Consider the following 13,283-nt stretch of genomic DNA (forward strand, 5'->3'; position numbering starts at 1 on the left):
TCATATGAAAAATCAATCTTTAAAAAGCAACAGCCGTCGTCAATTTATTCAGCAAAGTGCCGTTCTTGGCGGTGCCTTTGTTATCGGGATGCATCTGCCGCTGGCAAGTGAAGCTGCTGTAGGGGATGCGGCAAAGCCTGCTTTAGCAAACGCTTGGGTAAAAATTACCCCGGATAATCAAATTACGCTTATTTGTGCTCGCTCAGAGATGGGTCAGGACGTATATACCTCTTTACCAGCTTTGCTAGCCGAGGAATTAAATTTACCCCTCTCAATGATTCAGGTGCAGATTGCTGGAGTTGCCCCTGTTTACATCAATGCGATGTTGGGTGGTCAAATTACCGGCGGCTCAACTTCAGTACGCGAAGCCTTTGATAAGTTAAGAACTGCCGGAGCCGCAACTCGTACTGTCTTAGTTCAGGCCGCTGCTCAACGTTGGAATGTTGCAGCTGCCGACTGTAAGGCTATGAATGGAAAAGTAACGCATGCTAGTGGTAAGTCAGCCACGTATGGTGAGCTAGCTGCTGATGCTGCTAAGTTACCCCTTCCAGAAAAGCCGGCCCTGAAATCGCCAGCGAACTTTATGGTGATTGGCAAAGAATCGATGCGCCGTTTGGATACGCCAAGTAAGGTTGCCGGCAAAGCAGTTTATGGAATTGACGTCAAGATTCCGGGTATGGCAATTGCATCCTTAGCGCAATGCCCTGTTATTGGAGGTACGCCTACATCCTTTGATGCTTCCGCTGCAATGAAGGTATCTGGAGTAATTAAAGTTGTCCAGATTTCGGATGGTGTTGCAGTATTAGCTAAAGACTTTTATACCGCGCGCAAAGGTAGAGATGCCCTGAAGATTGCCTGGAACGAAGGGTCTAATGCCAACCTGAGCAATGCGGTTGTTCGTAAGTCATTGGAGGATGGTTTATCTAAAAAAGGGGCTGTGATTAAAACAGTGGGTGATTCCAATGCTGTCGTTGCAAATGGCAAGCCGCTGAGCGCCCAATACTTTTTGCCGTACTTGGCCCATTCCACCATGGAGCCTGTGAACTGTTCTGCCGATGTATCTAATGGCAAGTGCAGAATTATTGGGCCAATTCAGTTTCAGCAAGGTGGGCAGGCTGTGGCTGCAGCTGCGGCCGGCGTTAAGCCAGAAGATGTCACTATTGAAACCACCTTTCTGGGCGGTGGATTTGGCCGTAAATTGGAGCTGGACTTTATTCGTCAGGCCGCTGAAATTTCTAAAGCAGCTGGCATGCCAGTCAAGATGCTCTGGACCAAGGAAGATGACATTACTCATGACTTCTATCGTCCTATGAGTATTCATAAAGTGGATGGAGTCTTGGGTGCTAATGGTCAGCTGGCTTCCTTGAAAGCCAAAATGGTTTCTCAGTCAGTGACAGCACGAGCCTTTCCTGGTTTTGTGAAGGATGGTTTTGATCCATTCATGGTGGAGGGCTCCAACAATATTACTTATGAAATACCTAATCTAGAAATTACTAATGTGATTACGGATACCGGACTTCGAGTGGGTTATTGGCGCTCAGTCAGTAATGCGTTAAATGCTTTTGCAATTGAGAGTTTTGTAGATGAGGCCGCTAAAGCCGCTGGCAAAGATCCTGTTGCGTATCGGATGGCATCTTTAGGCAAGCACCCACGAGCAAAGGCTGTTCTTGAGTTGGCAGTGAAAAAGTCTGGATACATTCCTGGTAGTAAGCGTTTTGGTGTTGCACAGATGGAGTGTTATGACACCTATTCTGCTTGCATACTTGAATTAGATTCTGCGGCTAAAGAGACCAAGGTTAAGAAAATTACGTTTGTTTCTGATTGCGGAATTACAGTGCATCCTGATCAAGCAAGGGCACAGCTCACTGGTGGCGTGATCTACGGCTTGAGCGCAGCCTTGAGCAATGAAATCACGATTGAGAATGGCCGGGTTCAGCAGAACAACTTCAATAACTACCCTAGCTTGAGACAAAATCAAGTGCCAGTAGTTGAGGTGCATTTGGTGCCAAGTCAGGAGAAGCCGGGTGGTTTGGGTGAGGTTGGAGTGCCTTTAGTGGCCCCAGCTCTAGTAAATGCAATCGCCGCAGCAACTGGCAAGCGGATTCGGGAGTTGCCAATCAAGGCATAGTATCTGTAATGGGGTTTAACCAATAAAGCGCGCCTAGAAGGTGCGCTTTATTTTTGAGCCTCATCTACAATTATCAGACTATGACTGTTAACTTACCCCTCCCCCAAAAAGCCGAACTAAAGCCTATTAAAGGTTTTGAGATGGGCATCGCCGAAGCTGGTATTAAGAAGGCAAATCGTAAAGATTTATTGGTAATGACTTTAGCGCCTGGTTCCCAGGTTGCTGGCGTTTTTACTCTAAATCGTTTTTGCGCTGCTCCAGTACAAGTTTGTCGCGAGCATTTGGCACAAGAGGGTCGAAATGGTGAAATTCGAGCTCTGGTGGTGAATACCGGCAATGCTAATGCTGGGACTGGTGCATCTGGCATGAAGCATGCCTTAGAAACCTGCGCAGCTTTGGCTAAGGATCTGAAGATTCATCCAGAGCAGATTCTGCCTTTTTCAACCGGCGTGATTCTTGAGCCGCTCCCGATTGAGAAAATTATTAGCGCTTTGCCAAGGGCGGTGGCAAACCTTAGCGATGACAATTGGTTTGATGCGGCTGAAGCCATTATGACCACGGATACTCAGCCTAAAGCCACTTCAGCAACTCTACAAACACCTGCAGGAATGGTGACTATTACTGGTATCTGTAAGGGCGCTGGCATGATTCACCCCAATATGGCAACCATGCTGGGATTTATTGCTACTGATGCTGGATTTGCACCTGGCCTATTGAGTGGTCTTACTCGTGAGATAGCGGATCTTTCATTTAATGCGATCACTATTGATGGTGATACATCCACTAATGACTCTTTCATCATTATGGCGACGGGTCAGTCATCAGTGCAAATTCAATCGGCGAACGATCCTAGTTATGTGATCCTACGAGATGCATTAATTGCACTAGCTAGAAAGCTGGCGCAAATGATTGTGCGCGATGGCGAAGGGGCAACCAAATTTATGACGATCGAAGTGCTTGGTGGAAAGACTTCTGAGGAGTGCCGCTTGGTTGCTAAGGCAGTTGCCCATTCCCCTTTAGTAAAAACTGCTTTCTTCGCTAGCGACCCTAATTTAGGCCGCATCCTGGCAGCGATTGGCTATGCGGGTATCGCTGATTTAGATGTGAATCGCGTACAAATGTGGCTAGGAGATGTTTGGGTTGCTAAAAATGGTGGACGCAACCCTGACTATCTCGAGGCTGATGGTCAGAGGGTCATGCAGGCTCCAGAAATTACCGTCAAGATTGACTTGGGTCGCGGCAACGCTACACAAACTATGTGGACTTGTGACTTGTCGCATGACTATGTATCTATTAATGCAGATTACCGCTCATAAAAGACTATCCGAAATATGAATGAAAAATTAGACCGTCTTTTAGACCATCTTGACACTTTTTTACCGAAGTCCTTGAATGAGGAGCAGTGGAAATCTTCTACTGCATATAGATGGCGTCGACGCGATAGCATCTTTGGCAGCATTGGGTTTTTGCAGCCCGTAAAGCATGTTGCTGATATTACTTTTGAGGATTTGCAGAATATTGATCGGCAGCGTGACGCCATCCGCGATAACACCAAAAACTTTATTCAGAAAAAGCCAGCTAATAATATTTTGTTGACTGGCGCCAGGGGAACTGGAAAGTCCTCATTGATCAAAGCGAGCTTGCATGAGTTTGCCAGCCAAGGCTTGCGGCTAGTTGAGGTTGAGAAAGAGCATTTGGCTGATTTAGCAGACATTACCGAGCTTTTGGCTGAGCGTCCAGAGCGCTTCATTATTTTTTGCGATGACCTCTCCTTTGAGGAAGGTGAATCCGGCTATAAGGCCATGAAATCAGCCTTAGATGGCTCTGTTTCTGCGCAAGTCGACAATATTTTGATTTACGCCACTTCTAATCGCCGTCATTTATTGCCAGAGTATATGAAGGATAACGAGACATACGTTCATAACGACGATGGTGAAATTCACCCTGGTGAAGTGGTTGAAGAAAAGATTTCTTTATCAGAGCGCTTTGGTCTTTGGTTGTCTTTTTACCCGCCAAAACAAGATGAGTATTTGGCGATCGTGGCGCATTGGTTGCAGCATTTTGGTTTAAGTGCTGCGCAAATTGAAGCGGCGCGTTCAGAAGCTTTGGTCTGGGCATTGGAGCGTGGCTCACGCTCAGGTCGCGTTGCTTGGCAATTCGCTAAGCATTGGGCTGGTTCAAAAGCTTAAGATCTTTTTGATGAGTGAAATCAAGCGCCCAGTTACTGAAGTGGCAGCAGGAATCTTGCTGGATTCTGATGGCCGCTATCTTTTAGGGCAGAGACCTGAAGGCAAACCCTACGCTGGTTATTGGGAAGTTCCAGGCGGAAAAATCGAAAAAGGGGAAACGGTTTTCGAGGCGCTGAAGCGTGAACTTCAAGAGGAGCTCGGCATTGATATTCAATCAAGTGAAGAACTTACTATTCTGGAGCATGATTACCCGCATGCCTATGTTCGCTTACATGTGAGCATTATTCGCGATTGGAGAGGGGTTCCCAAAGGTTGTGAGAATCAAGCCTTATCGTGGGAGTTGCTTGCTGCCGAAAAGCCCAGTGTTGAACCCTTGTTGCCGGCCGCCTGGCCCATGCTAGAAAGGCTAAGAGCCCTTTTGACTTAAAACTGGCAGAGGGTGAGTTTGAATGGCACGTCAGCACTTACCAACTGTGCTTTTTTATCGCGTTCGGACTTTAAGAAGCGAACTGAGAGTAAATATTTATTTGCGCTAATTTCAGAAAACAAAGCATCATCTTCTACGGCAATACGCATTAACTGATACACCTTGCCAGATGGAGCTTGCTGAAAAGATCCATTGTGCGCAACCACATCTTTAGCCTCGCCTGATTGACGTAACAGTCGTAAAAATAATTGGCATGCCTCATGCCATGGCAAGAGCGGCCCAACATATTTTTCAAGCAACTCACGTCGCTCAGATGATGGACTATTTTTCCAGGCATGATAGCTAGGCAAATCAATTGGACTGGTACCGCCTGGAATATTTAATCTGGTGCGAATCGCATTTAACCATTCACTTTCAGTAATCACAGAGTTGGGTCTGCCGGTTGATTGATTAATACTGCTAGCCACGGAATCAATTTCTGAAAGAGTTTGTGTCAGCGCCTCTTGATCAACCTTTTGTGACGACTTCAATCCATTAAGCGCATATTTTTGACGCTCAAATTCTTTGAGTAGTAAAGACTTGATGTCACCGCGTGCACCGATGTCACCAAGATCAAATAAAACAGAGATGGCATTGTGGTGCAATTCTGGGTCATCAGAGCGGACAAAGTGGTTGAAGCGGGCGAACAAATACTCCAGTCGAAGCATGCTTCGAACTAATTCGTTAAAGGGGTATTCGTAGACAATCACAAGCCCATATTCTATGACGAACTGGTTCGATCTTTCTGAATCTGTAAGATTTTTTCGTTCAACTTTAAAACTTCAGTTTTTAAGTTCTCAAGAGGGCCCTGATTCTCAATGACCATATCCGCCCTGGTAATACGCTCTTCTCTGCTGGCTTGAGCCTTCAGAATTCTCTCTACCTCGTTTTGGGGTAATTTGCTGCGCTGCATCACACGTTCAATTTGAGTTTCTTCTAGACAGTCCACTACTACGAGGTAATCCAAAAGGGATGCCCAATTGCCAGATTCAATCAACAGGGGCACTACAAAAACAAGGTAAGGCGCCTTATCTTCTATGAGCTGTTTGGCTTGCCGAATGGTTTCTTCCCGTATAAGGGGGTGGGTGATTGCTTCCAGAGACTTTCTAGCTTCGGGATTGGCAAAGACCAATGTACGCATCTTGACTCTATCTAGCGCTCCGCTTGAATCAACAAACTCAGAACCAAATTGCTTTTGAATGCAGGGGATAGCCACTCCATTTGGGGCGGTGATCTGATGGGCGATGAGATCGGTGTCGACAATGCCTGCGCCCAGTTGAGCGAGCTGATCGCTCACAGCGGTCTTTCCTGAGCCAATGCCACCAGTAAGACCTACAAAGGGTACATGCCCTTTGAGGATGCCTAGACCAGCTTGCTCAGAAGGAGGGTTTGTAGGGTTTGTGGCCATAACAACTCAATAATGCCAGCAATAGCTAGAAAAGGGCCAAACGGAAAAGCTGAGCGATGACTTTGTTTGTTCCACTGCAGCCAGATAATGCCGCCAATCAGTCCAGTCAGGGATGCCATTAGCAAAATACTGGGTAATGCAAACCAGCCAAGCCAAGCACCCAAGGCTGCCAATAGTTTGGCATCACCCATTCCAATCCCATCTTGCTTTTTGACCGTCCGATAAAGAAGGTTGAGGAGCCAAAGACAGGAGTAGCCTAGGATCGCTCCAATAATTGCGTCTTGAGAAGAAATAAAGCGTTGATTTGAAAGGCTATTAAATAAGAGGCCCAGCAAGATGAGCGGTAAGGTGATGACATCAGGCAAACGAAAGGTGCGCAAATCGTAATACGCTAAGTACACCAAGATCGCTATCAGGGATATTCGGATCCAGTCGAGCAAAACAAAATTACCCATTAAACAATCTGTCCTAGGTTAAAGATGGGGAGATATAAGATTATGACCAGACTTCCAATAATGAGTCCAACGATAATGATTAACAGGGGCTCCAAGCTTTGGCTTAGGGTATTTAAGCGATTGCTTAATTGAGAGCCCAATATCGATGCGCGCTTTTGCAGCATTTCAGCGAGCGCACCACTTTCAGATCCTATTCGTAAGAGCTGCAATGTTTCCTGATCAAATAGTAGGTGCTTGGGATCTGCTTTTGTTATGGCATCTCCGAGTGACCAGCCGCGAGTGAGGTGTTTGAATATATCAGCGCTGAAATCATGGCTGAGCCAGTGGTTGGATGATTGTGCGGTAACCCTCAATGCATCTGGAAGGGGTAATCCAGACTTTAGGAGATGACCTAATGTCCGACACCAGTAAGTAAGCGTTGCCAATCTGAGAAGCTGGCCAATCATGGGTATAGAGAAGCTCAGTCGATCGCAATATTTTTGAATTTTGGGGATCCTAGACCAAGCAAGGCTAAAGAGCGCAGCAAAGCCAATGAGGGCTATCACTATTTCAAGGTAGAACGCTTCAAACCATGAGGATGCCTGAATTAACACTTTAGTCGGGGCTGGCAACTCGGCTTGAAAATGAGCAAAAACATCCTTAAAGACTGGCACGACCCAAATCATCATCACTATCACTAGAAGGCAAGAGCTAGTAAGAGTGATGGCTGGATAACTCATTGCCTGTTGAATTTTTCGACGCAATTCAATTTGAGCTTCAAGTTGCTGGCAGATGGTTTTTAGCGCCAGATGAAAGTCACCAGTACGCTCACTGACGCGTATGAGATTAATAAATTCCATAGAAAATAGATTTTCTTGAGCGCGCAAGCATTGAGAAAAACTTTCACCCTTTTTGAGCTGGGTGTGAATGCTAGTCACCCAAGGAATCCAGGCCTTTGGGGCGGTTGAATAAATAAGTTCAATCGCATTGAGGAGTGCTAGGCCTGCCTCTAGCAATGTTACAAGTTGCTCGGCAAAATGAAGTTGATTCTGCTTACTTAATGCCATGTGCCCACTTCTGCATCTAGGACTGCTTGATTAATAAGGCCTGATTGCATATGAATTAATCCGGCATCTCGCATGCTGAGGTATGAAGTAGACGAGTTAAACAAATGGGTTTTGCTTAGTACTTCATGAACCCCAATACGCCCAAGGTAGCCACTGCCTTTGCAGAATGAACATGGCACGTTATTTTTGATCTTAAATCCAAGACATTGTGCGCAAGTTTTGCGCACGAGACGCTGTGAGCTGACGCTTAAGAGACAGGACTCCAGAGATTGTTGATCTACTCCTAGATGGCCAAGTCTAGGAACTGCCCCACAAGCATTGCGGGTATGCAAGGTGCTGAGAACGAGATGTCCAGTTTGTGCCGCCTGAATAGCAAGCTGAGCTGTAGCGGCATCTCGGATTTCTCCAATCATGATGACATCCGGATCTTGTCGAAGAAGGGCGCGAATGATCGTTGGAAAATCCAACCCTGCCCGCGGGTGATAGGCCACTTGGTTGACTCCAGCAAGACGAATTTCAATGGGATCTTCTATTGAGCAAAGATTGCGATGATTTTGATTGAGCTGACGCAGGCAGCTATAGAGCGTTCGAGTCTTGCCGCTCCCAGTCGGCCCAGTCACTAAAATCAGCCCGTTGGATTGAGCAAGGGCTTGATGGAATATCTCGAGTTGTTCCGAGAGCAGCCCAATATCTTGAAGATCAAGCTCTTCTATACAACTGGGCAGTATGCGAACAACCGCCTTTTCCCCATGAAGAGTTGGCAAGATTGAAACCCGGCAATCAATATTGGGCTTGGAAAAGTTATGGCCAATGCCAAGCCGTCCATCTTGCGGCAGGCGTTTTTCTGCAATATCTAAGCGCGCCAGAACTTTGATGCGTGTGATGAGGCGATCGTGAAATTCAATCGGGTAATGCGACTGTATTTGTAGCAGGCCATCTACCCGAATACGAATGAGTGTGGATTGGGCCCCAGCCTCTATATGAATATCACTCGCTCTAGCATCTAGGGCATATGTAGCGATTTCATACCAAGTGCGAATGATCAGTGAGTCATCAGTGGTAATGCTCAATCTTGTTCTGGAGTCCGAATGGCGGGACGATAAAGCTTCACTGTTTTAACACCATGCTCGTCAAATTGAACAATTTCCATAACGATGCCAGCAATGCGAATGCTGACATCATGATCGGGGATGGCCTCGAGTTTTTCGAGAATGAGTCCATTTAAGGTGCGTGGACCATTTAAAGGGAGACTAAGGTTGAGTAAGCGATTCAGATCTCGTAGTGAGGCTCCACCTGTTGCTAGATAGGTTCCGTTCGGGAGCCAATGAGGATCAGTTGAGAGGTTGGAGAAAGAGGTTGTAAATTCACCAATGAGCTCTTCCACGATATCTTCAAAAGTCACTAGCCCTAGAACTTCACCATATTCATTTACAACCAAACTTAAGCGTTGTTGGTTATCTTGGAAAAATTGCATTTGCTGCAATACGGGGGTACTGCTTGGAATGAAATAGGGCTCATTCAATAGCACCTTAAAGTCTTCATGCTTAAGGTCGGTATCACCCAGCAAAGACAAGGCCTTTTTGACAGAAAGGATTCCGACAATACGCTCAGAGTCACCATCGCAAACGGGTAATTTATTGTGATAGCAAGTCTCCAATTGTTGGACCACTTCATCAATAGGTCTTGAGAGGTCCAAAATCTCAATCTTGGACCTGGGTGTCATCACATCATCAACGGTAATGTTTTCCAAGTTGAACAGGTTGAGCAGGATGTTGCGATGATGATTGGAGACAAAACGATTTGACTCCAAAACAAGGCTGCGTAACTCTTCTTTACTCATAGCCCTGCTATCAGAAGAGGATTGCAGGCCAGATACCTTCATAAGACCAGAAACAAAGTTATTGATAAACCAAAGCAGCGGTTTCAATACAAATGTGAGGGGCAAAATAAACCAGCCAACATTGGAGGCAATCTTTTCTGGAAAAGCGGCACCAATGACCTTCGGGGTAATCTCGCTAAAAATAATGATGAGTAGGGCGACAACTAAAGTAGCAATTGAGAGTACGAGACCGCTATCACCAAAAATATGCAGAGCAATCCCCGTAACCAGGATGGGAAGAACGGTATTGATCAGGTTGTTCGAAATCAGTAGCACTGACAACAAGGAGTCAATGCGCTTTAGGAGTCTCTCAGCTAGCGCTGCACCGGCATTGCCACCATTGGCCATTGCACGTAGACGGTGACGATTGGAGGACAGCATGCTGGTTTCTGCCATCGAGAAAAAACCAGAGAGTGCAAGTAAAAATAGGACTAGAGTAACTTGGCTGTAAAGCGGCCAATCGTCAAAAAAGGTGTCCATGAGGTCTGCCTGAAAAAAGTAAGGATGAGTCAATATAGCAAAGTGGCATTTCTCAAGCTATAGCCATGGAATAAAGGTCTGTCATCCCTCTTGTTTATTTATGTGAGAATCACTTGATATGGCTTCCATACCAACCCCTTTGAGCTCAAATGGCGCTAACTACTGTGTTATTGCAGCACCTTTCGGGTGTCTGGGCATTTCGACGGAAATGGCGGAGGGTAGCCTGATGCTTTCTAGAATGGATTATTTGCCAGCCAACACGGTTTTAATCGCTCCACAGAATCAACTGGCTAAAGAGGTTGCGCGGCAGTGTAAGGCTTACTTTCAGGACCCTCATTGGCAATTTGACTTACCCACAAAACCTGCGGGTACTGAGCATCAAAGAAAAGTGTGGGCTAGCATTCAAGATATACCTGCTGGTAAAACAAGAACCTATGGTGATGTAGCTAAAAAGATCAAGAGTGGGGCGCGTGCAGTAGGTACAGCGTGCGGTGCTAATCCCTACCCTCTAATAGCGCCTTGCCATCGAGTGGTGTCTGCTCAAGGTATTGGTGGCTTTATGAAAGAAAACTCCCCAGGCCTGTATCGCCAAATCAAGCTTTGGCTTTTAAGGCATGAAGGTGCTTTGTAGGTTTGCTTATCTAGCGAGTGATTTGCTGCTAAGACTGAAAAAAATCTTCATCACCACATCGCTTTTAACGGCCCACTTTGTAAAGCCATAGAAACTCATGACGGTGTTTCTGGAAAGTTTTACTTCATCTTTGCTATCGAATTCTTTGCGATCTGCAACCTTTGACAGAGTCATTACCGCTAAGCCAAAAGCCAAGAAGCAAAAACGTCTCATGCCCTGTTCCTGTTTAGGAATCAACAGAATGTAATGCAGAGATTCCTGGAGCTTTTTATAGGCCAGCCTTAGAAGTGCTTCATGACTAACATTGATTGGCTTCCAGGAGACCCCACGAGCCTTATCCTCTGGTGAGTCTTTAAGAATATTGGTCATTTGTAGCGCTTGACCAAATGCGATTGCCAAATTTTCATGCCCCGCCATTTTTTCTTTGAAGGCTTGAGAATGATTGCTAAAGATAGTTGTTAGCAGTTCGCCGACTACACCTGCCACGACATAGCAATATTGTTCAAACTCAGCAAGATCTTGAAGGCCGGCTTGGTTTTGTCTTCCATGGAAAAAAGACATTCCTTCAGACATGATGGAAACGCAACGACTGACTGCTGCTTGATCCTGGGTAGAGCAGGTATGCAAAATTCGCAGAACAGTAGGTGTATGAGAAATTAAATCCAACTCATCTTGATTGCTGTAATTTTTTAATGCATTGAGGCAAGGCGCAACAAATGTCTCAACTGGAGCCTTCTCAAGCACTGCATCTACAAATAGCGCCGAAAGAGCTTGCTTGCTCTGTGGGCTTAAATCTGCGGCATCCTCAATAGTGTCAATAATGCGGCACAGCAAATAGGTGTTGCCGACTACCTTTTCGATGCTTAGGGGTAGAAGGGGGATGGTAAGGGCAAAAGTACGTGAGACGGAACCCAGAATAGCCTTTTGGTAGGCCAGATCGGCTGATGGACTGAATGTCGGGATTTGTTCGGGTGTTTTCACTCTTGAATTATGTCAGACCGATGCTCAACTTGGAGTGATCCAAATTGGTACTTTTTGCTAACTGCCAAAAGTGACATAGCCATATAATTTCATCAAATTTCACAAGGAGTATTTGGGCGTGCTAATTTGGTTTGTCATTATTTACTGGGTTATCTCAGTCGGCATTGGCTTATGGGCAGCCCTAAGAGTCAAAAATACTGCTGACTTTGCTGCGGCTGGTCATAGCCTGCCTTTGCCTATTGTTACCGCTACCGTATTTGCGACCTGGTTTGGCTCTGAAACTGTTTTAGGAATTCCGGCCACTTTTTTAAAAGAAGGATTGGGGGGAGTGGTTGCAGATCCCTTTGGCTCCTCTCTTTGTTTAATTTTGGTGGGACTCTTTTTTGCTCGCCATCTTTATAACCGTCGCATGCTCACTATCGGTGATTTTTTTCGCGAGAAGTATGGCCGCACAGTTGAGGTTTTAGTAACCCTTTGTATTGTTGTTTCTTACTTGGGTTGGGTTGCTGCGCAAATTAAAGCTCTGGGCCTGGTATTTAATGTTGTGTCTGAAGGAAGCATTTCTCAGACGGGCGGCATGATGATTGGTGCCGCTAGTGTATTGATCTACACCTTATTTGGCGGAATGTGGTCGGTTGCTATTACGGACTTCATTCAGATGATCATTATTGTGGTCGGCATGCTCTATATCGGTGGTGAGATGACTTCGCAGACTGGCGGTATAGGCGTGGTGATTGAGCATGCAGCCGCTGCTGGCCAATTTAGTAACTTCTGGCCGGATATGAATTTAGCCTCAATCTTGGGCTTCGTTGCCGCCTTGTGCACCATGATGCTGGGATCTATTCCGCAGCAAGATGTCTTTCAGCGAATTACCTCATCTAAGAATGTGAACATTGCTGTCCAAGCAGCTCTGCTGGGCGGCGTGCTCTATTTTATTTTTGCTTTTGTGCCGATGTATTTGGCTTACTCGGCAACCTTAATTAGCCCGGATTTGGTCAAGGAATATCTCTCCACCGATCCACAGATGATCTTGCCTAAGCTAATTCTCAACCATGCCCCACTCATTGCCCAAGTGATGTTCTTTGGCGCACTCCTCTCGGCTATTAAGAGCTGTGCCAGCGCTACCTTATTGGCGCCATCGGTAACCTTTGCTGAAAATATTGTGCGAGGTTTTTTCAAGCATTTATCTGATCATGATTTGTTAAAGGTCATGCGGATTACGGTTTTGTGTTTTGCTGTGGTGGTCACTTTCTTTGCGGTGAACTCGGAGCTTTCTATTTTTAAGATGGTAGAGAGCGCCTATAAAGTGACGCTGGTTGCCGCCTTTGTGCCATTGGCGTTTGGGGTGTACTGGCCTAGAGCTAACTCCTTGGGGGGATTATTGGCTGTAGTTGGAGGTTTAACCATCTGGATTAGTTGTGAGATGTTGGCTCCGAATGCCATTTTACCGCCCCAATTAGCCGGTCTATTTGCCAGCATTGTCGGCATGATTTTGGGAAGCCTGGTACCAAAAGACTCATTAAAAGCCGTTTAGAGCATCATTTGCTTAAAAATAATGCAAATAAGAAAATGTTGCACCGCAAAATATTCTCCTCTAATATGACAGTAATACAAAATTTT

At 45.8% G+C, this 13,283-nt stretch carries 13 protein-coding genes; 6 read left to right on the forward strand and 7 right to left on the reverse strand.

Annotation, left to right across the window (positions count from 1 at the left end; genetic code table 11):
* Window positions 1-4: 4 nt before the first annotated feature.
* The 4 genes from ICN34_RS06615 (at window position 5) to ICN34_RS06630 (ending at window position 4,744) form a co-directional block, all read left to right on the forward strand.
* Window positions 5-2,128, forward strand: coding sequence for a molybdopterin cofactor-binding domain-containing protein (locus ICN34_RS06615; RefSeq protein ID WP_216121552.1), 2,124 nt, complete (start codon window positions 5-7; stop codon window positions 2,126-2,128).
* Between the two features lie 80 nt (window positions 2,129-2,208).
* A complete protein-coding gene (gene argJ, locus ICN34_RS06620; protein ID WP_216121554.1) occupies window positions 2,209-3,444 on the forward strand; it encodes a bifunctional glutamate N-acetyltransferase/amino-acid acetyltransferase ArgJ in 1,236 nt (411 codons plus the stop codon).
* Window positions 3,445-3,459: 15 nt separating this feature from the next.
* Window positions 3,460-4,317 carry an ATP-binding protein gene (locus tag ICN34_RS06625; RefSeq protein WP_083564267.1) on the forward strand — a complete coding sequence of 286 codons (858 nt, stop codon included), beginning with the start codon at window positions 3,460-3,462 and terminating at the stop codon, window positions 4,315-4,317.
* Window positions 4,318-4,327: 10 nt separating this feature from the next.
* Entirely contained in the window at window positions 4,328-4,744 is a 417-nt protein-coding gene (locus ICN34_RS06630) for an NUDIX domain-containing protein (protein ID WP_072583380.1), read from the forward strand.
* Here ICN34_RS06630 and zapD read toward each other — a convergent pair.
* From zapD to ICN34_RS06660, 6 genes are read right to left on the reverse strand one after another with little or no spacing between them, the layout of a single operon-like run.
* Window positions 4,741-5,493 (reverse strand): cell division protein ZapD, encoded by a 753-nt coding sequence (zapD, locus tag ICN34_RS06635; protein WP_072583379.1) that lies wholly within the window; start codon window positions 5,491-5,493, stop codon window positions 4,741-4,743. The genes ICN34_RS06630 and zapD overlap by 4 nt on opposite strands.
* 11 nt (window positions 5,494-5,504) lie before the next feature.
* Window positions 5,505-6,191, reverse strand: coding sequence for a dephospho-CoA kinase (gene coaE / locus ICN34_RS06640; RefSeq protein ID WP_216121556.1), 687 nt, complete (start codon window positions 6,189-6,191; stop codon window positions 5,505-5,507).
* Window positions 6,146-6,646 (reverse strand): A24 family peptidase, encoded by a 501-nt coding sequence (locus tag ICN34_RS06645; RefSeq protein WP_072583378.1) that lies wholly within the window; start codon window positions 6,644-6,646, stop codon window positions 6,146-6,148. Before ICN34_RS06645 ends, coaE begins: the two co-directional genes overlap by 46 nt.
* Window positions 6,646-7,692 carry a type II secretion system F family protein gene (locus ICN34_RS06650; RefSeq protein WP_216121558.1) on the reverse strand — a complete coding sequence of 349 codons (1,047 nt, stop codon included), beginning with the start codon at window positions 7,690-7,692 and terminating at the stop codon, window positions 6,646-6,648. Before ICN34_RS06650 ends, ICN34_RS06645 begins: the two co-directional genes overlap by 1 nt.
* On the reverse strand, window positions 7,683-8,762 hold the full coding sequence (locus ICN34_RS06655) for a GspE/PulE family protein (protein ID WP_216121560.1): 1,080 nt from the start codon (window positions 8,760-8,762) through the stop codon (window positions 7,683-7,685). The genes ICN34_RS06650 and ICN34_RS06655 overlap by 10 nt, the downstream gene beginning before the upstream one ends.
* Window positions 8,759-10,051, reverse strand: coding sequence for an HlyC/CorC family transporter (locus tag ICN34_RS06660; RefSeq protein WP_072583375.1), 1,293 nt, complete (start codon window positions 10,049-10,051; stop codon window positions 8,759-8,761). Before ICN34_RS06660 ends, ICN34_RS06655 begins: the two co-directional genes overlap by 4 nt.
* 118 nt (window positions 10,052-10,169) lie before the next feature.
* Here ICN34_RS06660 and ICN34_RS06665 point away from each other — a divergent pair, with 118 nt between their 5' ends.
* The gene (locus ICN34_RS06665; RefSeq protein ID WP_216121562.1) at window positions 10,170-10,682 is read left to right on the forward strand and encodes a methylated-DNA--[protein]-cysteine S-methyltransferase; all 513 of its coding nucleotides are present in this window, start codon (window positions 10,170-10,172) and stop codon (window positions 10,680-10,682) included.
* A gap of 6 nt (window positions 10,683-10,688) precedes the next feature.
* On the opposite strand, the gene ICN34_RS06670 is transcribed toward ICN34_RS06665, so the two are convergent.
* A complete protein-coding gene (locus ICN34_RS06670; protein ID WP_202816838.1) occupies window positions 10,689-11,663 on the reverse strand; it encodes a squalene/phytoene synthase family protein in 975 nt (324 codons plus the stop codon).
* A gap of 118 nt (window positions 11,664-11,781) precedes the next feature.
* On the opposite strand from ICN34_RS06670, the gene ICN34_RS06675 reads away from it, so the two are divergent.
* A complete protein-coding gene (locus ICN34_RS06675; RefSeq protein ID WP_072583444.1) occupies window positions 11,782-13,197 on the forward strand; it encodes a sodium:solute symporter family protein in 1,416 nt (471 codons plus the stop codon).
* Window positions 13,198-13,283 lie beyond the last annotated feature (86 nt).

Origin of the sequence: Polynucleobacter sp. Tro8-14-1 (genome assembly GCF_018881655.1) — a bacterium.
Lineage (GTDB): Bacteria > Pseudomonadota > Gammaproteobacteria > Burkholderiales > Burkholderiaceae > Polynucleobacter.

Coding starts and splice junctions, on each gene's coding strand:
- ICN34_RS06615 (WP_216121552.1), top strand. CDS start 5: ATGAAAAATCAATCTTTAAAAAGCAACAGCCGTCGTCAATTTATTCAG.
- argJ (WP_216121554.1), top strand. CDS start 2,209: ATGACTGTTAACTTACCCCTCCCCCAAAAAGCCGAACTAAAGCCTATT.
- ICN34_RS06625 (WP_083564267.1), top strand. CDS start 3,460: ATGAATGAAAAATTAGACCGTCTTTTAGACCATCTTGACACTTTTTTA.
- ICN34_RS06630 (WP_072583380.1), top strand. CDS start 4,328: ATGAGTGAAATCAAGCGCCCAGTTACTGAAGTGGCAGCAGGAATCTTG.
- coaE (WP_216121556.1), bottom strand. CDS start 6,191: ATGGCCACAAACCCTACAAACCCTCCTTCTGAGCAAGCTGGTCTAGGC.
- ICN34_RS06645 (WP_072583378.1), bottom strand. CDS start 6,646: ATGGGTAATTTTGTTTTGCTCGACTGGATCCGAATATCCCTGATAGCG.
- ICN34_RS06650 (WP_216121558.1), bottom strand. CDS start 7,692: ATGGCATTAAGTAAGCAGAATCAACTTCATTTTGCCGAGCAACTTGTA.
- ICN34_RS06660 (WP_072583375.1), bottom strand. CDS start 10,051: ATGGACACCTTTTTTGACGATTGGCCGCTTTACAGCCAAGTTACTCTA.
- ICN34_RS06665 (WP_216121562.1), top strand. CDS start 10,170: ATGGCTTCCATACCAACCCCTTTGAGCTCAAATGGCGCTAACTACTGT.